At 55.9% G+C, this 21560-nt stretch carries 18 protein-coding genes, 1 tRNA gene and 4 pseudogenes; 11 read left to right on the top strand and 12 right to left on the bottom strand.

The features are described 5' to 3' along the window. Positions 1-106: 106 nt before the first annotated feature. The 3 genes and pseudogenes from C163_RS27185 to C163_RS27340 all read right to left on the bottom strand — a co-directional run. Positions 107-4069: an NACHT domain-containing NTPase gene (locus tag C163_RS27185; RefSeq protein WP_155951627.1), complete on the bottom strand. Its 3963-nt coding sequence runs from the start codon at positions 4067-4069 to the stop codon at positions 107-109. Positions 4070-4259: 190 nt separating this feature from the next. After that, positions 4260-4813 (bottom strand): annotated as a pseudogene (locus tag C163_RS15960) (lysis protein). Then, positions 4813-4965 (bottom strand): annotated as a pseudogene (locus tag C163_RS27340) (glycoside hydrolase family 19 protein); the annotation flags it as partial. The pseudogenes C163_RS27340 and C163_RS15960, both read right to left, overlap by 1 nt. A 61-nt stretch (positions 4966-5026) precedes the next feature. Here C163_RS27340 and C163_RS15965 point away from each other — a divergent pair. Next, positions 5027-5296: a hypothetical protein gene (locus C163_RS15965; RefSeq protein ID WP_025339690.1), complete on the top strand. Its 270-nt coding sequence runs from the start codon at positions 5027-5029 to the stop codon at positions 5294-5296. Between the two features lie 198 nt (positions 5297-5494). Further along, positions 5495-5704, top strand: coding sequence for a hypothetical protein (locus tag C163_RS15970; RefSeq protein WP_025339691.1), 210 nt, complete (start codon positions 5495-5497; stop codon positions 5702-5704). 132 nt (positions 5705-5836) lie between these two features. Here the strand turns inward: C163_RS15970 and C163_RS26595 are convergent, their stop codons facing one another. From C163_RS26595 to C163_RS15995, 5 genes and pseudogenes are all read right to left on the bottom strand, one after another. After that, positions 5837-7714, bottom strand: a complete 1878-nt coding sequence (locus C163_RS26595; protein WP_081742290.1) for an AAA family ATPase — start codon at positions 7712-7714, stop codon at positions 5837-5839. 875 nt (positions 7715-8589) lie between these two features. Beyond that, positions 8590-8700, bottom strand: a complete 111-nt coding sequence (locus C163_RS27520; protein ID WP_256220367.1) for a hypothetical protein — start codon at positions 8698-8700, stop codon at positions 8590-8592. Between the two features lie 43 nt (positions 8701-8743). Beyond that, the gene (locus tag C163_RS27525) at positions 8744-9082 is read right to left on the bottom strand and encodes a phage holin family protein (RefSeq protein ID WP_025339694.1); all 339 of its coding nucleotides are present in this window, start codon (positions 9080-9082) and stop codon (positions 8744-8746) included. Positions 9083-9286: 204 nt separating this feature from the next. Continuing rightward, positions 9287-9766, bottom strand: coding sequence for a hypothetical protein (locus tag C163_RS15990; protein WP_256220368.1), 480 nt, complete (start codon positions 9764-9766; stop codon positions 9287-9289). Between the two features lie 337 nt (positions 9767-10103). Continuing rightward, positions 10104-11195 (bottom strand): annotated as a pseudogene (locus tag C163_RS15995) (primase-helicase family protein); the annotation flags it as partial. Between C163_RS15995 and C163_RS16000 the strand changes: the two are divergent. Next, positions 11191-12075: pseudogene (locus tag C163_RS16000) on the top strand (tyrosine-type recombinase/integrase); the annotation flags it as partial. The pseudogenes C163_RS15995 and C163_RS16000 overlap by 5 nt on opposite strands. A 102-nt stretch (positions 12076-12177) precedes the next feature. On the opposite strand, the gene C163_RS16005 reads toward C163_RS16000, so the two are convergent. Both C163_RS16005 and sohB read right to left on the bottom strand, forming a co-directional pair. Then, positions 12178-12251, bottom strand: a tRNA-Cys gene (locus C163_RS16005). Positions 12252-12405: 154 nt separating this feature from the next. After that, a complete protein-coding gene (gene sohB / locus C163_RS16010) occupies positions 12406-13425 on the bottom strand; it encodes a protease SohB (protein ID WP_023662815.1) in 1020 nt (339 codons plus the stop codon). A 197-nt stretch (positions 13426-13622) separates the two neighbouring features. On the opposite strand from sohB, the gene C163_RS16015 reads away from it, so the two are divergent. The 4 genes from C163_RS16015 to C163_RS16030 all read left to right on the top strand — a co-directional run bounded on the left by C163_RS16015 (position 13623) and on the right by C163_RS16030 (position 16873). Further along, positions 13623-14333, top strand: a complete 711-nt coding sequence (locus tag C163_RS16015) for a histidine phosphatase family protein (protein ID WP_025339697.1) — start codon at positions 13623-13625, stop codon at positions 14331-14333. Between the two features lie 56 nt (positions 14334-14389). Continuing rightward, the gene (locus C163_RS16020; protein WP_003257405.1) at positions 14390-14707 is read left to right on the top strand and encodes an SCP2 sterol-binding domain-containing protein; all 318 of its coding nucleotides are present in this window, start codon (positions 14390-14392) and stop codon (positions 14705-14707) included. 294 nt (positions 14708-15001) lie between these two features. Further along, a complete protein-coding gene (locus tag C163_RS16025) occupies positions 15002-16069 on the top strand; it encodes a phosphotransferase family protein (RefSeq protein ID WP_025339698.1) in 1068 nt (355 codons plus the stop codon). Between the two features lie 36 nt (positions 16070-16105). Further along, positions 16106-16873, top strand: a complete 768-nt coding sequence (locus tag C163_RS16030; protein WP_025339699.1) for an SDR family oxidoreductase — start codon at positions 16106-16108, stop codon at positions 16871-16873. On the opposite strand, the gene C163_RS16035 is transcribed toward C163_RS16030, so the two are convergent. After that, positions 16874-17695 (bottom strand): bifunctional 2-polyprenyl-6-hydroxyphenol methylase/3-demethylubiquinol 3-O-methyltransferase UbiG, encoded by an 822-nt coding sequence (locus tag C163_RS16035; protein ID WP_025339700.1) that lies wholly within the window; start codon positions 17693-17695, stop codon positions 16874-16876. A gap of 214 nt (positions 17696-17909) precedes the next feature. After that, entirely contained in the window at positions 17910-18260 is a 351-nt protein-coding gene (locus C163_RS16040; protein ID WP_025339701.1) for a hypothetical protein, read from the bottom strand. Between the two features lie 113 nt (positions 18261-18373). On the opposite strand from C163_RS16040, the gene C163_RS16045 reads away from it, so the two are divergent. The 4 genes from C163_RS16045 (at position 18374) to C163_RS16060 (ending at position 21500) form a co-directional block, all read left to right on the top strand. Continuing rightward, on the top strand, positions 18374-18664 hold the full coding sequence (locus C163_RS16045; RefSeq protein WP_025339702.1) for an RcnB family protein: 291 nt from the start codon (positions 18374-18376) through the stop codon (positions 18662-18664). Positions 18665-18790: 126 nt separating this feature from the next. Then, positions 18791-18985 carry a hypothetical protein gene (locus tag C163_RS26600; RefSeq protein WP_081742349.1) on the top strand — a complete coding sequence of 65 codons (195 nt, stop codon included), beginning with the start codon at positions 18791-18793 and terminating at the stop codon, positions 18983-18985. 74 nt (positions 18986-19059) lie between these two features. Further along, positions 19060-19443, top strand: coding sequence for a glycine zipper domain-containing protein (locus C163_RS16055; RefSeq protein WP_025339704.1), 384 nt, complete (start codon positions 19060-19062; stop codon positions 19441-19443). 227 nt (positions 19444-19670) lie between these two features. Next, a complete protein-coding gene (locus C163_RS16060; RefSeq protein WP_025339705.1) occupies positions 19671-21500 on the top strand; it encodes an SLC13 family permease in 1830 nt (609 codons plus the stop codon). Positions 21501-21560 lie beyond the last annotated feature (60 nt).

A 21560-nucleotide genomic window follows, 5' to 3' on the forward strand; every position in this document is an offset into this window, starting at 1 on the left:
AGGCCACCCGAATTTCAGGGCTAGGTGGCCATGATCGTACCGGCTGGCTTCGTCCTTCAACTTCGCTCTTCAAAATCGCTGGCAATCAGCCCGCATGCTCTTACAGTCAGCAGAAAGGAGCGCTCAAATGCCCTCGCTGCAAGTCGCGCATTGCATCGAATATGTCCGACTTCAAACTCAAATCATCTAAATCAATCTGATCCTGTAAGCCTGACAAAACGCTTTCGACTGCACTTGCCCCCCCCTTCACAACACCCGAGATTACTGGTTCAATTATCATAGCGCTTCGCCACTGCTTAGCTAGGTCAGTTTTAGCAGAGCCCATGAAGCCATATAGCGAATTCGCCGTGTCGTGACTGATAATTCCTTGAGCCACCGCAATAACAGCCGCATACCCCTTACTCTCGTCATCCTCGTAAAGTTCCGGTGTAATCCAGCTTGAGAGCACAGTCGGCTTATAGCCTTGAATACAGCAACAACTCATCAACTTAAGAGCCTCTTCGCTCCCCCTATTTGCAGACAAGTATTTTTCAACAGAGCTACACATTTGCTCACTAATATGATTAGCAGATTTATATTTTTTCCCTTTTAAAGACCTTAACACATCATCAATAATCGGCATACCCCATGCTTCAGTTGGAAGCGCCTCAAGCACGGTGATTTGCACCCACGCTTCGTCAGCAGCTTGAATATTAGCAGGCAAGTCTAATAGCTCTCGAGACCCAGTTTTTAGACTTGACGTCCCGGAGCATGTGAGAGTAAATAAATATTTACCAATCAGCGCCTTTTTATTTACAGGGTTACTAGTACTACCAATCAGGCTGAACAGTGTTCCTGATAATGTATCTTTGCTCTCAACATGAAAAATCGAAGCACCTCTCCCTCTGAGCGGTATACCGATTTTATTGACATTAAAATCATAAGGTAAACCTTCCTCAGGGCAATAATTTAAATCCTCAAGTGTGACTTGTTCCTGAGACCACCGAATATTAGCCTCCGCCCAAATCCTATTATCACCCAACCTACCCGCGAGTGCCTGCTCACTATAAAACTCCAATGTATAGTATTCATTCAAACTACAGAGGCAGGAGGCTATCGGCCACGGGAGATGCCACATCCACTCGCTAAACGCCGATCGATGGAAGCTTGGATATATATCCTTCAGGCTTGAGAATATACCTGAGAACTCCAGGAGGCTAAAGTTATCGGATAAAGTGAAACACTTAAAAAACCATTCCCAGAGCGGATGAGCTGTAACTGGCACCTTGGGTACGACATCTCCTGAACGATCTCTATCCATGATTAGCCTGAAACGTTCAGGTATATTCTCTATCGTGACTTCAAGCCTATCAGCCCTTCGCGAACAAGTACTTTCTAAAAACTCAATCCATTTCGGCACAGGAACAGATAACAGCTTAGCCTTATTTACCAACCCCTCAATATCTTTAACAGTAACATCGCTTGGGCTCGACCCCGCAATCGCCTGAGAGAATTTATCAAAAATAAATTTGCTAGGCGAACTTTCTCGCATAGATCGAATAATACGAAGCGCAAGATCAAAATCATTTGGCCAGAACTTATCTGCGGCGTCTTCCGCCCAAGCTACCTTCTTAGATACAAGCTCCAAGATTACGTGCCAAGAGTTGTAATACTTTAGACTTCCACGTTCTTTTATGGAAGGCAGTATAATTTCCTTATACATGTCTTCAAGGCAATCCTCGTAGAGTGCTGCAACCCTGTCATGGTTTAAATTCGGGGGTAATTCGAGAACCCTCAAGGCAAGGCGTAGGAAGACTCTCCGCTGCCCAGGCTGATTTGTGATCGCTCCGTCCTCTAAGATATCTATCGCAAGTTGACTTCCAGCGAGAATCCTGCTTGGCAGTCTACTTTCGTTCAGATTAGCAGAGGCCTCATTCAAATTCATACATATAGCGAGGATGTTATCCCTAAGATGCTGCCTCTCGTAGAAACATCTTCCAGCAGCAAATAAAAACACATTACGCCAATGCGAAGCATGCGCTATTGATTTCAACCTCCTCACTACCACTTCATCTTTACCGTTCATGAGCGCTTGTGCGGCCATAAACTCTTGGAGCGACCGTATTTCGAAGCCCACTCTGTTTTCTTGGGGGGCAACCAAGAACACAAGACGTTCAAGCGCGGCATCAAGAATCTCAGTCCCTAAGCGAATGCGCTCACTTTCAGAGTGCCCTTCAGCATAAAGTCGTGCTTCAATAATCTCTGAAAATTGCTCAATAGTGAGCAAAGCATCTGTAGTTCCACTGAACTCCGATTGCACCTGCAGATTCTTACCAACCTCTTGATGAATCGCATCAATATCAGCTTGATAAGTATTCAACAGTTTCGCAGCAGGAATCTCACGTTCCTTTTCTCTTCTATTGATAACCTGGTAATATTCATTGAATAGCCTCCACCGCTCCTTTGGAGGCTCCCCAAGACTTTCCACTAACAACGTCATAATTGTTACTTGAAGTGGACTCCTCATCAACCTAACAGTCGAAGACTCTTCACTTGCACGATTTATTCGCTGCGAAAAAAGAGCCGTCTTTTCTACGTCACTCCCCCACCGGCGAGCAATGAGTCTACTTGCATAGTGGAGAGCATTCTGACGAGAAAGCGGGGCAAGAACTAAATGACAGTAATACTGCTCGGCGAAATCATCATTATAACCCTGCGGCCGACTTGTAGCGATAATAAAGAGATCCGCATTACACTCTTGGGCATCTATTAGAAAATCGTCAATTTTCTGAAGAACATCAGTTCTATTTGAGGAAGCGGGAACTTCGTCTAATCCATCTAACGCTATCAGCCAAGGATATGATGACAACCACCCTCTCAAGTCGTCTGATAAAATCTCTCTATCGCAGCGACGCTTCATCAAGGCTACGATGTAAGAAAGTAGTGAGGTGGTTTCTCGTTTAGCTAGGGCTGAAGCAAAACGGTTCAGCTCAATCCTGACCGGAAACCTTGGTACTAGCGGCGGAGAAAGGCTTTCTATTCTGCATTGCTCGAGTATAAGCTCATGAGCGCTCTTGACTTCTGGCGTCATTCCACCATTACCGTTCTGCGCTAACAGAGCGGCACGGTGCATTTGGCAGAAAAACTGTGAGAGTGTGCTCTTACCTTGACCTGGCCCACCAATAAATACTACTCGCCCTGGTATTTGACTCGTACCTGCAGTTTCAAAAGAAGGACGCTGCAAGTGCGAACGAGGATCTAATTTTTGATTTGATATGTATAGCAGATTTTTTATTGCACTATAAGCACGAGGAGCTTTACTTCCCGCCATAGGTGCCAGGAGCTTTGCGCTAGCATGATTTTTATGTACCGAGGATATACTAGCCTTCAAAGGCATATGCTCGCCATTAATTGGCACATCTACAAAGACACAGGCCAAAGGCACTTTATCCTCAGTGATACTTCCGGCCTGCCCTAGATTGACATACTGCTCTGAAATGAGCTCTTTTCTTACAAAGTTAAGCATTACACTTTTGAAATCAGGGCGTGACGGCGCCATTCGAGTCAAGACTTCTGCCAATACGTCTCCTGGCGTTATCCAAGCCGTATACGAAACCCTGATATCCGCGTATATGTCTAAGAATGCACATATTTGATCACGATCCCAAACTCGGAAATCTTTAATCCCGATTTTTTCGCTATATTCCTTTAGAAGCTCATGAACTCTATCTTTCCCGCCAACTTCAGCCGCCGGCGTTAATGTCACATTAGTAACAAAAACATAATATTCCGGCCTTCTTAAATTTCGCTCCTTATCCAAGAACTTTTCTAGATCTTTTTTTAGTTCTGCAACCGCCCAATCCCCATCTTTAGGACCCGGTTTCTGTCGAAATTTTGCTTGAATTACACCATATCCGCTCCAAGGATCCGCCACGCTTGGGTACGCCACCTTACCCTCAAAGGTTGCTTCTCTTCCTCCATCTGGCCCGTCTCCAAAAATGCAAACTCCTGGGCCAATAGCCGCCAAAGCGATTGCCTGCGTAAGCTGCTCAAATGAGCGAGTTGAAAGTCTCGAAAAATCATAATCCATTACATTATCTCTTCTATTTAAGGTACGCTTCCGCTGTCTTGAGACGCTAGCTTTGGCACTAGCCTTCTCTAAAATCTGATGCGGGCAGCTCAAGCATCTTGGGAAAATGCAATCATATTGCCATCCCTTCGTCGCCGCCAGTCGATACTTCGATTTCACACGCGCATCCGGCGTTCACTGTTACCCAAAATCACTCGGTCACTTCACGCATGAAATCTTGACAAGCCTGCAGTGCAATCAGCCCCCGGTCGCCGTCGTCGGTGATGGCGACAATTCGTTGAGCATGCGCTCGGTCAAGTCGGGCACGTACGGCGCCATGTACCAGGCCTCCGGCGCTGGCAGTTTCTCGCAACCACCGTCACAACCCGGGGCGGCAAAGGCTCGGGCATCGACAATGACTGACAGCCGCAAGTCAGCAGTAGCCAGCCTGTCACGCAGGCGAGCTTGAATCTGTTGTGCATCGTTCATCTCCTTCCAATGTGTTTTGCCCTGCTCCTGCAGGCGATCCTCCAGGTCTTTGCGCTGACTTTTCGGTTCAGCCAACTGCTGCAGAGCTGTAGCTGCAGCTTCCTCACGCTCATGACCGTAAGCCCGATCCTTATCCGCCAGCTGCTGGACATAATCTGCAGCCTGGTCAGCCAACCGCTTCTCGTAATCGCTGGCTTGCCACACCCAGGCTCCACGCCCGCCGGCACAGAGCCCGACCGCAACGGCCAGAAGTGCGATACGCCAATTCAGCGGCATTACTGCAGCACCTCGAGCGCACGCTTGTAGAGCGCCTGGCGATCCTTCAAGCCATTCAGGCCACCATTGATACGGCGGGTGATCAGCTCGAACACCGAGTCATCGGCCTGCAGCACCTTGTCAGCGAGGCTATTGAGCCCCGCCCGCTGCCAGCCGTGCGAACTAGCCCAAGACATTGTTCACTTTTACATGCGCGCCAAAGGCTTGATAGCGATGATTGAGATGAACAACCGGGACTACGAACAGGCACTTCAACATGCTCGCCAACTGCTGGATTCGCATCTAGCGCAAGACCAAAGTATGCCTCAGCAGTTGCAGCAGGAACTCTTCCAGGACGGTGTCAAATACATGGCTGCCATGCTGGGAATGGGTGATTGCGCGGAAGGAATACGCGGTCTCGCCCGTGAGTTAGCTCCAGTGGTTAAACGCATAACGACTGCCGTCGACGAGCTACTGGTTCCGCACACCAACTGCATGGACTAGGTGCCCACCCCGCTCCTGTAGTTCCGTCAGGGCGACAGCGAGGCCCTGGCCTAAACCTTCAAGCAGGAAGCCGACGCAAAGGGGAATGTAAATAGCACCCGCTTTTGTAGATGCTCTCCTCACCTGAGCAAATGGCCCTTTCGAGCCTCAAGCGTCCCAGATCCTGCCCTAAAGTATCTACGGTACTAGGAGACCATCATGGACGAGAAAGCCGCTGCAATTACAGCAGACACCTTGGAGCTGCTGCTACTCAATCAAACTGCGATCAGAGCAGCACTGGAAGAGCTGTCCCTCTGGGTTAGCCAACGTGGCTCGACCCACATTCACGACAACGTCATGGCGGCCCTGATGACGCTGGACACCAATACGGAAGCAATCTCCATTGGGATCGAGCGCCTACGGGCCTGAATCAGCAAACTGCTTGCGCCTATCTGCCAATACTGCCGTCCAAGGTTTTCGGAACCCCAGAGCGGCAGCAGCCGTAGCAGTTCGTAGCGCTACCAAGATATTAATCAGAAATAGCCCGATAGATCATGGGCTTCACTGAGGTTTAGTGCGCTCATACTCTTCAATCTCCAAAATTCGATTAAAAACCAAGTTAAAATTCGAGAAATCAAAATCCTTAGAAAACTCTGATTCGCCTTCGACTAAGTCTGCAAACCGTGCTTTTGAATGTGCCCCAGACAGTTCAGAAACATTCGTATCGAAAATCTTTTTTATTGATTCATCGGCGCTTTCAGGCTGAGTTCTTAGTTGCGGTACTGGTTTCCCCCTATTCGCAGATGCAGACTGGAAGTAGCATACCTCATTATCAAAGTGCAGACGCTTTCCATCATGCGGCTTTTTCAATTCATCATCCGCATAGTAAAATTCTATGGAGATATTCGAGTAGAACTCCCTTCCGGGCGGTACTGGCAAGCACATTCCGTACACATTATTTCCGTAATTTTTGAAAAGCCTACCATCCCTTTCCACATCTGAAACAATTCTGTCGACATCTCGGTCAAACACCCCAACAACTGTACAACTCTGTTTTAGCTTCGAAAGCTGTTCAAGTAGCTTCTCAAGCTTAGAATCACCCCAGTCTGCAGGGACGTCGAAAAAGCTCAACGAATCATTTCGAGCCAAAGCCTTAGCCGCCGCCTTTAAGTGCTGAATATCAGTCTTACCTTCAGTCACAATCAAAGTTTTGCTGCTCTTTTCGGTCGCTGCCTTAAGTTGATGATATTGCTGCCTGAAATTAACGCTGTCGGCGGTCATCATCTCATAAACCTCGGCGTACAGATCGCTATTATATGGATCCTTAGAAATCCCGAAGTTATCTAAATCTATAATTTTCGAGCGTGCGAGAGCTTCATCTGCCAAACCCATGGCCATAAACGGAGAATGTGAACTCATGATAAATTGCACATTTGGAAATAGAGATAGCAGTTTTGGAAGAACCTCTTTTTGCAACCGTATATGGAGATGCTTGTCAACCTCATCAACGAGAACTATTCCAGTAACCTCACTAACCGGACTATCTCTCACGATATTGTCTGCTTGGCGGATTAGCTCACCAACGAAACATAAAGCCGCAGCTTCGCCTGAGGACATATGAAATATTGAAGGATAAACCCCATCATTTGTCGTACTATTTATTACCTGAATTCTTGTTGCACCAAACCCTCGCGGACCTATCCCAAATCGCAAACTTGATGACTCTTTGCCTTGAAGTATCAATGTAATAACCTGATCCAACAATTGCTTAATGCCCACTACGTTAGATCCTGAATACTGCATATCCAGCACAATATCCATCAACCAATTAGCGAAAGTTCTTAGCCCGGAGATCACCTCAAGTGGATTGGGCAGAGTTCCAGCGAAGCTCGCCTCATTTCGAAACGATAGATTAATATCATAAGGCTTATTAATATAACCAGGAGTCTCAAATCGATAGGCTGGGAAATACGTTACAATATTTGATTTAAATATCGACTCAGCCTTAGCCTTGTCTATCCGCCAGTGTTTAACAGTCTTGGAATCATTGAGACCGTGAGAGAATTCATTATAGCTTATTTTATTTTCAATCATTAAAGCTTGATATTCACCCTCGCTCATATCACCAATCACATCCACGTAATCGACCAAATCCCCACCGACACTTAACCGCAAGTAAAACACTGATGGCAATGAGGGATTCAGCTTATTCAAACCAGAGGTCACACGATAAAATTTATCCTCTTTACCTTCAAAAGATCGGGGAAACCAATTTTTAGCCATCTCATGAAAAGCATCTACTATATGAGATAAAATGGTGGTTTTCCCCCTTCCATTAACTGCTGTTAGAACAGCTATTTCGTTTTCGGAAAAGTTAACCTCAAGCTCGTCAAATGGGGAGCGATTCTGAAAATACAAGCTTTCAATGAAAACCTTCATTAATTCCTCCTACATTTCTTCTTAAACACTGCCTGCAGATTTTTTATGACTGAAGACGGTTGAGCACCATCATTCCTAAAGCGTTGTTCTTACGCGGCTTGCTCAGCGCGTAAGCTACATGCGCTCGGCCTTGGGCGTTCTGATTTGGAACAACGGCCAAGAGCATCCAACCTTCCTGCAACCTTGCATGGGCCTGAGTCTGACCAGCCACCTGCACTACTTCACCTGTATCACTCTTTTGCACCAGACTTGCTCCCTGCGTAGGTGATGGGTAAGTGTAATCATTTCCTGGGTCGAGGTGGCTACGATCTTGCGATAGAATGGTTCGGTTAAATACAGGTGTTTCCAATCAGCGGTTTAGAACAAGCCCCCCAGCGATGATGGTTGCCAGTTCATGCTCACCAACTCACCAGTCACCTCTGCCTTGCACTGCCGCTGGTTTGTGTTGCTGTAGCGAATATCTAGAGACTCGAAATGGAACTCATCGAAGGCCCGCCGGGTACCTGCGTGGTCATTAATGCTAACCATTACCCTAACCTTGCACCGACGCATGAAGTCGGCCATACGTTTGTACTCCTCAAACGCGAAGTCCACGCCATATCCGGCGGTCTGCCAATACGGGGGGGGGCCATGCAGAAGAATGTGTGCGCGCGATCGTAGCGCTCGGCACAGTCGAGCCAGGATAAGTTCTCCTCGATACGCAGTAGGTTGATAGCCGGCCCAGTGGTGGCGGTACCGAACGTCTGCCCGGTGATCTTGCCGCCAAAGGCGCGCTGCTGCAGGTAGAAGAACTGGGCCATACGCTGGATATCTGTCAGCGTCTCGGGAAGGGTTATCTTCTGCCACTCGAAGATCTGGCGAGAGCTGAACGCCCACTAGAACTGGCGAACGAACTCCTCAAGGTGGTTCTGCACAACTCGGTAGAGCGTCACCAAGTCGCCGTTCAGGTCATTGACCACCTCCACCGGCGCGGACTGGGGACGCATAAAGTACAATGCGGCTCCGCCGGCGAAGACTGCGACATAGCATTCATGGGGGGGGAAAGAGAGGGATCAAGCGGTCGGCCAGGCGGCGTTTGCCACCCATCCAGGGGATGATTGGAGAGGTCATAGTATGCAAGTCTTTACTGTATGAATATTGGGCTCGCCGCGCTTTGTGCACAATGCAGAGGGCGTACAGCAGCATGTTGGTCGAAAGACCGCAGGTCACGCAGGCACCAGAGCGCAACGCCAACCGGCGAATCAGCCCCCAACCGCGAGCGCCCGCCATATCCTCCCGCCACATCTCTCCCGAAACACCGCCGACCAGGGACAGCACGATCACCATCCAGATCGGCAGTTCGGCTAACGTTTGTTGCTCGCTGTTCATGTAAGCCTCATTGGCAAAGCACGGCGCCGGAAAAAGAAAACCCCGCCAGTTGGCAGGGTTCTCAATGCGCCGACATATCGGAGCGGGTCGCACAGCACAGTGCTTGTGGGGGAAGCGCCTAAGCGCACTTTTCATATCGTGGCGTCTTTTTACATGCCATCGGAAAAACCGAAAAGAGGCCATTTTCGGTACTCCGTCTTGACGCTACTTCGACGCATCCTCGGCGCACACTCGGCGCATTGTGAACCGACGAACGGTATGTCGTCTGTTTGGCCCAGATCGAGCCATCAGAATGGCCAGCACCTGTAGGTGCAGTGACTTGATCCAGTTCCGGTAGGTCCGGTCGGCACTCTCCGCCAGCCCGACCTCGCGCATTTGCTCACGGATGGTTGCCCCATGCAGATACCTGTAAGTGGCCAGTTTCGCCAGGATTGCCCCGCGCTCGTCACGGCGGTCTAACTCCGCAACTGCTGCATCAATCTCCGCTGCTGAATGATCCAGACCCGCTCCACCAATAAGTACCCTCGCCCCGGCAACTCCGCCACGAGGAGCTGCGCCCTTCCACTCCATGATGCTGCCCATCTGACTACCCAATCCGGCCTGATGCCCGAGAAGTGCCCGCTGCTCCCTCCAGTGCTGCATCAGTCCCTCAACCATTTGTAGGCGCTCGGCTTCGTCATTCATGAGTCTGCTCTCCCAAGATCCCCAACCCAACACAAAAAACCGCAACCCCACACAAACCCAACACAGTTAAAACTCAATAAATTCAGTGCCTTATCAGTTGGTGTGTTGAGTGTGTTGGGTTTGTTGGGTTTGTTGGGTTTTTTAGTCCTCGCATAGGTTTTTTTATAGAGCCGTTGCGCCGAGAGAAATATTTCACGCGCACGCGTGCGCGTGCGCAAACCCAACACACCCAACACAGAGGTACGGGAAGCCTTGATATTCGGGGGTTCAACCTGTGTTGGGTTACACAAACCTACCCAACACAAACCCAACACACCCAACACAGGGGCTTTTGGCTTCATGCAGCCACCCCCTTCACGTGCTCCCAAGCATCTACGTTCCACCCTGCAAGTTTCGCCTTGCTGCGCCAGGTGATAACGGCTTGCCCCAGCTCGGCCGCATTGAACGACGGGGGTAGGGAAGCATCGGGATCAGAGGGGAAGAAGAACGCGGCAAATCGACGGTTGTTTCCGTCCGTCCACGGAATTGAACGCGTCTTCTCCACCGTTGCGCTGAGCATCAGTGAGAACTTCGTCTGACTCATTGAGTGCTCTTTGTTACGCGAACACCATTCAACGAACAACGCGTACAAATCTGTAGCGAGGCAGCAACCCCAAAGACCTTGTCCAAGCTCTCCAGTTTGCCAGAGATTCAGGAAAGTTTGCCATGCCGTTCGGCTTAGCGCGACCAGGCGTTGTCTCGCCTCCGTCTTCGGAGGGCGAGTACGCTGATTGAAATCGCCGAGGTCGTGCGCGAGCAGCCAGCCGTAAAGCGCCGCTACACCGCCGTTGGCCAACTCCCGGCCAATGGCCTTTTGGCGCTCTACCGGCAGCGTTTGCAACGGCCACATCACCAGCATACGACGATCATCATCACTGATAGGCCAAGGCATGATCTCGTTGCTCAGGAAGACCGCATTCATGTGGTTGGCTTCTTCCCATCCATTGATGAACTTAGACTCCATGCGCACGGTCTTGCCAGTGATCATGTGCTTGATCTTACCCACTTGGTTGTAACGCTGGTCGCGGCTGACGACCTCCTCGAATACGGCCCACAGTTTGCGGCTCTGCCAGGCGTTGAAGCTACCTTCCAACTGCGTCTGCCCAACAGTCGCAGAGTACTGGCCGTACAACTGGCCGAAAACATCCGCAAACAGCAGGCTCTTGCCCGATCCCTCCATGATGGAGTGCATTAGCACTGCTGTATCCATCTTGGCCCCCATATTCTGGAGCGGATACGCCAACCACTTCGTCAGCCAGCCCAGCGCTTCCTCGTCATGGTTGCAGAGGAACGAGATCAACCAGCGGAGATTCTCGCAGGCTGCATCATCACGCACCGGCTCCAGTGGCAGCCCTTCGAAGGTGTTGATGTAGATGTTGGGATCCTTGGAGCACAAGACAGCACCTAAGGTGATGGCAACGATGGGTGAGCTATTCGACCGGTACGAGCGTGACATCATCCCGGCAAAAGCGCCACGTACCCAGAAAGACAACAAATACGAACTGGAGCGCCTGCGCACGGCGTTTGCCGACGCTCCCATCGAGGCCATCACGCCGCCGGTCGTCGCGCAGTATCGGGATGCCCGCACCGCGAAGACCCGGGCAAACCGGGAAATTGCCCTGCTCTCGCATGTATTCACCATGGCCATGGAGTGGGGGTTCGCAGATCGAAATCCGTGCCTGGCGGTTCGTCGCAATAAGGAGAAGGTACGCGACTTCTACGCCGCCGACGAAGTCTGGGACGCAGTGTATGCGGAGGCCGACCAGGGCTTGAAGGACGCCATGGACTTGGCCTACCTAGCCGGCCAGCGCCCCGCCGACACATTGAAGTTCAGCACTGTCGACCTCGACGAGGACTACCTGTGGGTCGACCAGAACAAGACCGACAAGAAACTTCGCATCCGCCGGCACGTCAACGGCGAACTCACAGGCCTGGGCCAATTCATCGAGTCGCTCCTGGAGCGGCGCAAGCTGCAAGGTGTGCGCAACTCACGCCTCATCACCAACGACTCAGGCCTGCGCATGAGCTGGGAAATGCTGAGGAACCGCTTCAGCGAGGCGCGGGAGAAGGCAGCACGCAAGCTGATCGCCGATGGCAACAAAGACTTGGCCGCCAAAGTTCGCCAGTTCCAGTTCCGCGATATACGACCGAAGGCCGCGTCGGAGATTGAGGATATCAGCCACGCGAGCCGACTGCTTGGGCACTCCAAGGAGGAAATTACCAAGCGCGTTTATCGCCGGGTCGGTGAGGTAGTCAGCCCGACCAAATAGGGGACTGATGCGGAAACGATGCCCAATGATGCGGAAACGATTGTTGTTTTCTGCGCACAAAGAAAAACCCCGCAGACGTTAATCTGCGGGGCTTTCGAATGGTGGAGGCCGAGGTCGGAATCGAACCGGCGTAGACGGATTTGCAATCCGGAGCATAACCACTTTGCTACTCGGCCTCAAAGGTCGGATCTAGCAGCTTGCGCTTCGCTATCTCCTTGAAACGCTGAACCTTTTTCAAAGTTTGCTGCGTTTCGATGGGCGCCATTATGTCTTCATTCCTTTAACCTTGCAACCCCCTGAACGAAAAAAAATTTCAACGGGTTCAAGGTGTTAGCGCAGGCGGCCGAGTTTACTCCACAAGCCCACCACTGTGTTCTCCACGGTGCCACTGGCAGCCATGCCGATTCGCTCCTGCAGGCTCTTGCGTTCGGCGTAGTGCAGGTGGAACAGGTTGGCGTTGCGCGCGCGTTCGCTGAGGTACTCGTCGCTGGTCTGCAACTCATCCACCAGCTTGCGGTTGAGTGCCGCGACGCCCAGCCAGACTTCGCCGGTGGCCACTTCGTCGATGTGCAGCTGCGGGCGATAGCGGGCAACGAAGTCCTTGAACAGCTGGTGGGTGATGTCCAGGTCTTCCTGGAACTTCTCCCGGCCCTTCTCGGTGTTCTCGCCGAACACGGTCAGGGTGCGCTTGTATTCACCGGCGGTCAGCACTTCGAAATCGATGTCGTGCTTCTTCAGCAGGCGGTTGACGTTGGGCAGCTGCGCCACCACGCCGATGGAACCCAGCACGGCGAACGGTGCGCTGACGATCTTCTCGCCGATGCAGGCCATCATGTAGCCGCCGCTGGCGGCCACCTTGTCGATGCACACGGTCAACGGGATGCCGGCCTGGCGAATGCGCGCCAGCTGCGATGCGGCCAGGCCGTAGCTGTGCACCAGGCCGCCACCGCTTTCCAGGCGCAGCACCACTTCGTCACGCGGGGTGGCGAGGGTCAGCAGCGCAGTGATTTCGTTGCGCAGGCTTTCGGTGGCAGAAGCTTTGATGTCGCCATCGAAATCCAGCACGAAGACCCGGCCCTTTTCCTCGGCCTTGCCCTTCTTCTGCCGCTTTTCCGCCTTGGCCTGCTGCTTGCGCAAGGCCTTGAGCTGGGCCTTGTCGAGCAGGCCGGATTCCAGGCGCTCGCGCAGGTCCTTGTAGAACTCGTTCAGGCGAGTGACCTGCAATTGCCCACCCGATTTGCGCCGCCCCTTGCCGCGCAGCCCGGCGATGGCCGACAGCACTATCAGGATGGCGATGACCAGGGTGGCGGTTTTGGCGAGAAAGCTTGCGTATTCAGCAAGAAACTCCACGTTGACTCCTTAAAGACTTGCGCCACTACGGCGCGTAACTGTAGCAAGCATACCGTTGCGCCTGAGGTGCTGCCAGCCGTGGCAAACGCTGGCAACACCTTTCAAACAACCTTTTCAAACGCTTGTATGTTTTTTCGTTGACAGCCCGTGTGCCGCATCCTAACCTCGCAGCAACCTCCAACAGGCCGGAACCTTTCGTGGGCAACCTCTACCTGATCCGACATGGCCAAGCCTCCTTCGGCGCCGATGACTACGATGTCCTCTCGCCCGTGGGCGTGCGCCAGAGCCAGGCCCTGGGTGAGCACCTGGCCCAGCTCGGTGTAAGGCTGGACCGCTGCGTGGCAGGCGACCTGCGCCGCCAGCAGGATACCGCGCGCCTGGCCCTGGATGCATTGCACGCCAATGGCTGCCCGGTGCCGGCTGTTGAGACCGATGCAGCATTCAATGAGTTCGATGCCGATGGTGTGATCCGCGCCTTGTTGCCCGGGCTGCTGCCGCAGGAGCCCAACGCCCTGCACATCCTGCGCAATGGCGCGCAGCACCGCAGCGAGTTCCAGCGCCTGTTCGCACTGATGGTGCAGCGCTGGCACGATGGCGAACATGCCGACAATGGCCTGGAGACCTGGCAGGCGTTCACCACCCGCGTGCAAGGCGGCCTCCAGCGCGTACTGGATGCCGCCGGTAGCGGCGACAATATCGCTATCTTCACCTCGGGCGGCACCATTGCCGCCCTGCTCCACCTGGTTACCCGTATTACCCCCGGCCAGGCGTTCGCGCTGAACTGGCAGATCATCAACACGTCGCTCAGCCAGCTGAAGTTCCGCGGCCGCGACGTGGCACTGGCTTCCTTCAACAGCCAGGCCCATGTGCAGCTGTTGAGGGCGCCGGAGCTTGTCACCTATCGATGAGCCCGGCTTGTTGTGTCCCTGCGGGGACGTGTAAATCACTCTATAAGGAATGCGCCATGACCTCCGTAGCTGATGCCGTCAAAAAGATGCAAGAGAAGTTCAACCCATCCGCTGCCGCCGGCCTGGACCTGGTGTTCGGCTTCAACATCACCGACGAAGACAAGCACTACGCGCTGATCGTCAAGGACGGCACCTGCGATCTGCAGGAAGGCGAAAACCCGGATGCCAACTGCACCCTGGTAATGGACAGCGAAACCCTGAAGGGTATCGTCAGCGGCGAAACCGACGGCATGCAGGCATTCATGGGCGGCAAGCTGCGCGTTGAAGGCGACATGATGCTGTCGATGAAGCTCAGCGAGCTGTTCCCGTCCTGAGGGCTGGAAATAGCGGATGATCGAAAAACCGAAGCCTGACCGGCTTCGGTTTTTTTTTGCCCGCCTGTTCGGGCCCTATCGCCGGCAAGCCAGCTCCCACAGGTACAGCGTTGCTCTCGAGGTTGCCGCTGTACCTGTGGGAGCTGGCTTGCCGGCGATAGGGCCAGTCGCTTCATCAAGGCAGTTGATCAGGCAGCAACACCCTCACCTATATGGCATCTGGCACGCTTGTCCCATCCCCGGCGGACCATTAGATTAGCCAATAGTCCTTGCGATCGAGAATAAGGAAAACGCATGACGCTCACCGACCAGTCCACCCAGGTACGCCCCGGCGAAGAACTCGACGCGGCTGTCATCGACCCTTACCTCAAAGCCAACATCCCCGGCCTGGATGGCCTGCCGAGCATCAGCCAGTTCCCTGGCGGCGCCTCCAACCTTACCTACCTAGTCAGCTACCCGGGCCGCGACTTCGTGCTGCGCCGTCCACCGTTCGGGCAGAAGGCCAAGTCGGCCCACGACATGGGCCGCGAGTTTCGCATCCTCAACCAGCTGAACAGCGGCTTCCCCTACTGCCCCAAGGCCTTTGTGCATTGCACCGACAGCAGCCTGATCGGCGGCGAGTTCTACGTGATGGAGCGGGTCAAGGGCATCATCCTGCGCTCGGACATCCCGGCCGAGCTGGACCTTGACGCCAACCGCACCGAGGCCCTGTGCAAGAGCTTCATCGACCGCCTGGTGGAACTGCACCAGGTGGACTACAACGCCTGCGGCCTGGCCGACCTGGGCAAACCGGAAGGCTATGTGCAGCGCCAGATCGAGGGCTGGACCAGCCGCTATGAAAAGGCCCTGACCCCTGACGCCCCGCGCTGGGAACAGGTGACCGCGTGGCTGCACGAGAAAATGCCCGCCGACCACCCGCGGCCCGGCATCGTGCACAACGACTACCGTTTCGACAACGTAATCCTCGATGCCGACAACCCCATGCGCATCATCGGTGTGCTGGACTGGGAAATGGCCACCCTCGGCGACCCGCTGATGGACCTGGGCAACAGCCTGGCCTACTGGATCGAGGCCGACGACCCGGCGCCGGTGCAGCTGATGCGTCGCCAGCCGAGCAACGCGCCGGGCATGCTCACCCGCCGCCAGTTCGTCGATTACTACGCCGAGCGCGCCGGCATCCGCCTGGACAACTTCGATTACTACTACTGCTATGGCCTGTTCCGCCTGGCCGGCATCGTCCAGCAGATCTACTACCGCTATTACCACGGCCAGACCCAGGACAAGCGCTTCGCCCAGTTCATCCACATGAACCGCTTGCTGGAGCAGATGACCTTGCAGGTCATCGCCAAGTCCAGCCTCTGAGCCCCGACCTCGACGACGGATAACAAGGAAAACAGCATGTCCAAGACCCACCTGTTCGACCTCGACGGCAAGATTGCCTTCGTTTCCGGCGCCAGCCGTGGCATCGGCGAGGCCATCGCCCACCTGTTGGCCCAGCAAGGTGCCCATGTGATCGTGTCCAGCCGCAAGCTCGACGGTTGCCAGCAGGTGGCCGATGCCATCATCGCCGCCGGTGGCAAGGCATCGGCGGTGGCCTGCCACATCGGTGAACTGGAGCAGATCCAGCAAGTGTTCGCCGGCATCCGCGAACAATTCGGGCGGCTGGACATCCTGGTCAACAACGCCGCTACCAACCCGCAGTTCTGCAACGTGCTGGATACCGACCCAGGAGCTTTCCAGAAGACCGTGGACGTGAACATCCGTGGCTACTTCTTCATGTCGGTCGAGGCCGGCAAGCTGATGCGCGAGCATGGTGGCGGCAGCATCATCAACGTGGCTTCGATCAACGGGGTTTCGCCCGGCCTGTTCCAGGGCATCTATTCGGTGACCAAGGCGGCGGTCATCAACATGACCAAGGTCTTCGCCAAGGAATGCGCGCCGTTCGGGATCCGCTGCAACGCCCTGCTACCGGGCCTGACCGACACCAAGTTCGCCTCGGCACTGGTGAAGAACGACGCCATCCTCAATGCCGCGCTGCAGCAGATCCCGCTCAAGCGCGTGGCCGACCCCAAGGAAATGGCCGGCGCCGTGTTGTACCTGGCCAGCGATGCTTCCAGCTACACCACCGGTACCGCACTCAATGTCGACGGTGGCTACCTGTCCTGATCAGGCTTTTACTGCAACCAGGGTGTAGCTCAGGGGCAGGCGTGCGGGCTGCTCGCGCAGGCGATATTCACCGTCGTCGCCCTTGACCATCTGCCCCGGCAGCGCTTCCCAGGGGATGCTCTGGTGCTCGACCAGGGCGGTCAACTGCAGGCCGTGGGCCAGCAAGGCGCTGATCACCTCGCCCAGGCCGTGGTTCCACTCGTGGGTTTCGGTGTGGGAAAGGCGCTGCTCGGTTTCGACGTAGGTCTGGTCGTTGTGCCATACCGTCGGTTCTTCGTGCTCGAAATAGGGGTATTCGAGTTGCAGGCGGTCCTGGTGGTCTTCGTTGACTGCCATCAGCATCGGGTGCCCATCGCGCAGGAACAACCGCCCGCCCGGCTTCAGCAGGGCCGCGACTGTACGCGCCCACGGCTCGATGCGAGGCAGCCAGCAGAGCGCGCCGATGCCGGTGTAGACCAGGTCGAACGTGCCGGCCGGCAACACCTTGTCGGCGTCGTAAACATCGGCCTCGACATACGCGATGGGTGCCGCACAGCGCTGGGCCAGCGCCCGCGCCTCGGCCAGCGAAGCCGCGGAATAGTCCAGGCCACAGACCTTGGCGCCAAGGCGCGCCAGCGAGAGGGTATCGGTACCGATGTGGCACTGCAGGTGGACGGCGTTGAGCCCGTCGATATTGCCAAGCAACGGCAGGTCGAAGCGTACGGTCTCGGAAAGGTGTTCGGGATGCTGGACGAGCCGTTCGACTTCGTAGTCGTTGGAAGCAGCGTGCAGCGGGGCACGTTCATCCCAGCTGGCGCGGTTGAGTTGCAGTGAGCGGTCCATGGTGTCTTCCTTGATTCGTGGGGGCTCATGCTAGCCTCCACCAATCTCCCTGCGACACAAAAGCCTTGCTAAAAATTGTAATGCTGGTGCGGTGCCTGTGGGAGCGGGCGTGCCCGCGAAGAAACAACGCGGTGGCTGGCACCGGCTACGCCGGTGTTCGCGGGCGCGCCCGCTCCCACCCGACCCCACAGAGCCCCTGCCAAGTCGCCAGCCGTTACAGGCAGGTCGCCGCCGCCGCCCGGCGCTGCAGGGCCAAACCGTCGTTCTTCTGCGCGTAGTAATCCACCCGCGCCCCACCCGCCTGCGGGTACACATCCACGAACGCCTCGGCTTCACGGGTATACACCGTGAACCCACCCTGCTTGCGTGGTTCCAGATAACCACTGGCGTCGTCGCCGAACACCTTCTCCTCCTGCCAGCTGAACTGGATGCACTGGGCCACCAGTTCCGGCGCCTTGTGCGAGTCGAGCTGCGCGGTCGGCTTGCCGCCGCGGGCCGTTTCCATGGTCGCAGAAGCACAACCGACCAGCATCAGCGCCGCGGCCATCGGCAGAATCGCACGCATGTTCCATCCTCAGGGTAAAAAGAAGGCGACTCTAGCACTGGCAAGCATCGCGAGTGAATTGTCACGCGCAGGTGGCTGTCGCAGATAAGGCATTCCGCCACAAGGAGAACGTCATGAAATTGCACTACCTGCTGTTCGCCGCCCTTCCCTGCCTGCCCCTCGCTGCCACCGCAGCCCCCTCCGGCGAAGAAAGCATCACCGCGCCAGAAACCCACAACCGCGAGCTCAAGGTCGGCGACAAGGCACCCGACCAGTACAAACGCGATGACCAGGCAATCAAGGACTGGAAAACCAAGGGCCTGCCAGCGCCGGAAAAGGAAAGCCACTGGGTAAACATGGGGGGGCGCTACGTGCTGGTGCAGATCACCAACGGTGTGGTGCTGGCAATTCAGCCAACCCACTGATTCCACATTTTCCCCGCCGCTCATCGCTGGCACGACAAATTTTTGCCTGCCAGCGAAACCAAATGGATCCTTTCCAGTCTCAGAGGGTGTGCCGTAAACCTTTGCGGATCAAGGACCTATATCGTGATTACCCGTCTTGCAAGCCTTTCGCTGATTGCCGTTGTCCTGCTGACCGCAGGGTGCCATAGCCATCGCTACCATGACGACGACGATGGCTGGCGTGACCGTGATCGCGATCGTGGCCATCGCCACCACCATCGGCATGACCGCGACGACGATGATGACGATCGTCAATACCGTGGTGACCGCTACTACCGCTGAAGCGTCTTTTTCAACCCTGGCCCGCCGCCCGTTGCGCGGCACCTTAACCTGATGATTCCTTTGAGGTTCGTATCATGCGTCTGACTCTGCCTTCCCTTGCCCTCGGCCTGCTGCTGTGCCAGGGCGCTTTCGCCGGTGACGGTACCGCCGCCATTGGCGGTGGCCTGGGTGGTGTTCTGGGTAACGTGGTCGGTCAACAGATCGGCGGCAAAACGGGGGCGGCCATCGGCGCCGGCCTCGGCGGCGCAGCCGGCAGTGCGGTAGGTGCACGCAAGGGCAACCGTACCGAAGCCGCCATCGGCGGTGGCTTGGGCTCGGCCGGCGGTTCGCTGCTGGGCGGCGCGGTAGGCGGCAAGACCGGCTCCACCGTGGGCGCTGGCCTGGGTGGCGCAGCCGGTGGTGCCATCGGCAACCACCTGGGCGACAACAACGGCAAGCACCGCCGTCACCGTCACTGATCCGGTGACCTGAGGGGCTGCTGCGCAGCCCATCGCCGGCAAGCCAGCTCCCACCTCGACCGCATTGACCTCAAGCCATGCGCAGTCATTGTGGGAGCCTGGCTTGCCAGCGATGGGCCGCCTAGCGGCCCTTTTTGTTGCAGCACATCAACACCCCCTTCACCACGATCCTGCACACTGGCTGCTACTGTCTATCGTGCCCCCGTGTGAAGGAACACCCCCTCCCCATGAACCAAGAGCTGCTCTGGGTCCTCGGCCTGCTGGCCATCGTCATCACCCTGTTCGTCATCAACCGCCCGCGCATGGACGTGGTCGCGCTGCTGGTGATCCTCGCCCTGCCGCTATCGGGCATCCTCACCGTGGAGCAGGCGCTGGCCGGCTTCAGTGACCCCAACGTGGTGTTGATCGCCGCCCTGTTCGTGATCGGTGAAGGCCTGGTGCGCACCGGTATTGCCTACCGTATCGGCGAATGGATGAGCGAGCGGGCCGGCAACAGCGAGGCGCGCCTGCTGGTGTTGCTGATGGTGGCCGTGGCGGGGCTGGGTTCGATGATGAGCTCCACCGGCGTGGTGGCCATTTTCATTCCGGTGGTGTTGAGCATCGCCGCACGCCTGCAGCTTTCACCCGCCCGCCTGATGATGCCGTTGGCTTTCGCAGGCCTGATCAGCGGCATGCTCAGCCTGGTGGCCACACCGCCCAACGTGGTGGTGCACAGCGAACTGGTGCGCCATGGCGAAGCGGGCTTCAGCTTCTTCAGCTTCACCCCGTTCGGCCTGGTGGTGCTGGTGCTGGGCATCGGCTACATGCTGCTGACCCGGCATTGGCTGAATGGCGAAGTGCGCAAGGACGGCCGCGTCGAAAGCCGCCGCACCCTGCTGGACCTGGTGCTGGATTACAAGCTCAACGGCCGCGAACGGCGCCTGCGCATCCGCCCCCACTCGCCGCTGATCGGTCATACCCTGGGCGAGTTGGAGCTGCGCACCCGGCATGGCGCCAACGTGATCGGTATCGAACGCCAGCACAAGTTCACCACGCGGGTGATCGCCGCCGACTCCAGCACCGTGCTGCACCAGGGCGATGTGCTGCTGCTCGACCTGTTCGCCAACCGCGACGACCTGCGCAGCCTGTGCCAGACCATGCAACTGGAGCCACTGCACTTCAAGGCCGCCTACTTCATCGACCAGTCCCAGGAGCTGGGCATGGCCGAAGTATTGCTGCCACCAGGTTCGAAACTGCTCGGCAAGAGCATCCTCGAACTGGCTTTCCGCACTCGCTTCGACCTCAACGTGGTGGGCTTGCGCCGCGAGCAGGTGGCGATCGAAGAACAGCTGGTGGAAGAAAAGCTGCGCCTGGGCGACACCTTGCTGGTAGTCGGCCCGTGGAAGGCCGTGCGCCAGTTGCAAGGCAAGCCCAAGGACTTCCTGGTACTGAGCCTGCCCGCGGAAATCGACCTGGTCGCGCCCGCCCGCACCCGCGCACCACAGGCGCTGCTGAGCCTGGCGGTGATGGTCGGGCTGATGGTCAGCGGCGCGGTACCCAATGTGATTGCCGCGCTGATCGGCTGCCTGCTGATGGGCGCAGGCCGCTGCATCGACATGAACAGCGCCTACCGGGCCATCCACTGGCAAAGCCTGGTGCTGATCGTCGGCATGCTGCCCTTTGCCCAGGCACTGCAGAAAACCGGCGGCATCGACCTGGCAGTGGGCGGCCTGGTCAGCGTGCTGGGCGGTGCCGGCCCCGGCGCCATCCTCGCCTGCCTGTTCGCGGTCACGGCGGTGATCGGCCTGTTCATCTCCAACACGGCCACTGCAGTACTGATGGCCCCCGTGGCCGTCAGCACCGCCACGCAGCTGGGCATGTCGCCCTACCCGTTTGCCATGACCGTGGCGCTGGCCGCCTCGGCGGCGTTCATGACGCCGGTGTCATCGCCGGTCAACACGCTGGTACTGGGCCCGGGACAATACCGCTTCGTCGACTTCGTCAAAGTCGGCGTGCCGTTCACCGTACTGGTGATGCTGGTGACCGTGTTGATGGTGCCGTGGCTCTTCGGGCTGTGAGGTAACTCGTCTCGAATGAAGGCAATTTGGCATTATCTCGACCAATCGCGGCAGATTGAC

Origin of the sequence: Pseudomonas sp. FGI182 (assembly GCF_000511325.1) — a bacterium.
Lineage (GTDB): Bacteria > Pseudomonadota > Gammaproteobacteria > Pseudomonadales > Pseudomonadaceae > Aquipseudomonas > Aquipseudomonas putida_Z.

Coding starts and splice junctions, on each gene's coding strand:
- C163_RS27185 (WP_155951627.1), bottom strand. CDS start 4,069: ATGGATTATGATTTTTCGAGACTTTCAACTCGCTCATTTGAGCAGCTT.
- C163_RS15965 (WP_025339690.1), top strand. CDS start 5,027: ATGATTGAGATGAACAACCGGGACTACGAACAGGCACTTCAACATGCT.
- C163_RS15970 (WP_025339691.1), top strand. CDS start 5,495: ATGGACGAGAAAGCCGCTGCAATTACAGCAGACACCTTGGAGCTGCTG.
- C163_RS26595 (WP_081742290.1), bottom strand. CDS start 7,714: ATGAAGGTTTTCATTGAAAGCTTGTATTTTCAGAATCGCTCCCCATTT.
- C163_RS27520 (WP_256220367.1), bottom strand. CDS start 8,700: ATGCGTCCCCAGTCCGCGCCGGTGGAGGTGGTCAATGACCTGAACGGC.
- C163_RS27525 (WP_025339694.1), bottom strand. CDS start 9,082: ATGAACAGCGAGCAACAAACGTTAGCCGAACTGCCGATCTGGATGGTG.
- C163_RS15990 (WP_256220368.1), bottom strand. CDS start 9,766: ATGAATGACGAAGCCGAGCGCCTACAAATGGTTGAGGGACTGATGCAG.
- C163_RS16020 (WP_003257405.1), top strand. CDS start 14,390: ATGACCTCCGTAGCTGATGCCGTCAAAAAGATGCAAGAGAAGTTCAAC.
- C163_RS16025 (WP_025339698.1), top strand. CDS start 15,002: ATGACGCTCACCGACCAGTCCACCCAGGTACGCCCCGGCGAAGAACTC.
- C163_RS16030 (WP_025339699.1), top strand. CDS start 16,106: ATGTCCAAGACCCACCTGTTCGACCTCGACGGCAAGATTGCCTTCGTT.
- C163_RS16035 (WP_025339700.1), bottom strand. CDS start 17,695: ATGGACCGCTCACTGCAACTCAACCGCGCCAGCTGGGATGAACGTGCC.
- C163_RS16040 (WP_025339701.1), bottom strand. CDS start 18,260: ATGCGTGCGATTCTGCCGATGGCCGCGGCGCTGATGCTGGTCGGTTGT.
- C163_RS16045 (WP_025339702.1), top strand. CDS start 18,374: ATGAAATTGCACTACCTGCTGTTCGCCGCCCTTCCCTGCCTGCCCCTC.
- C163_RS16055 (WP_025339704.1), top strand. CDS start 19,060: ATGCGTCTGACTCTGCCTTCCCTTGCCCTCGGCCTGCTGCTGTGCCAG.
- C163_RS16060 (WP_025339705.1), top strand. CDS start 19,671: ATGAACCAAGAGCTGCTCTGGGTCCTCGGCCTGCTGGCCATCGTCATC.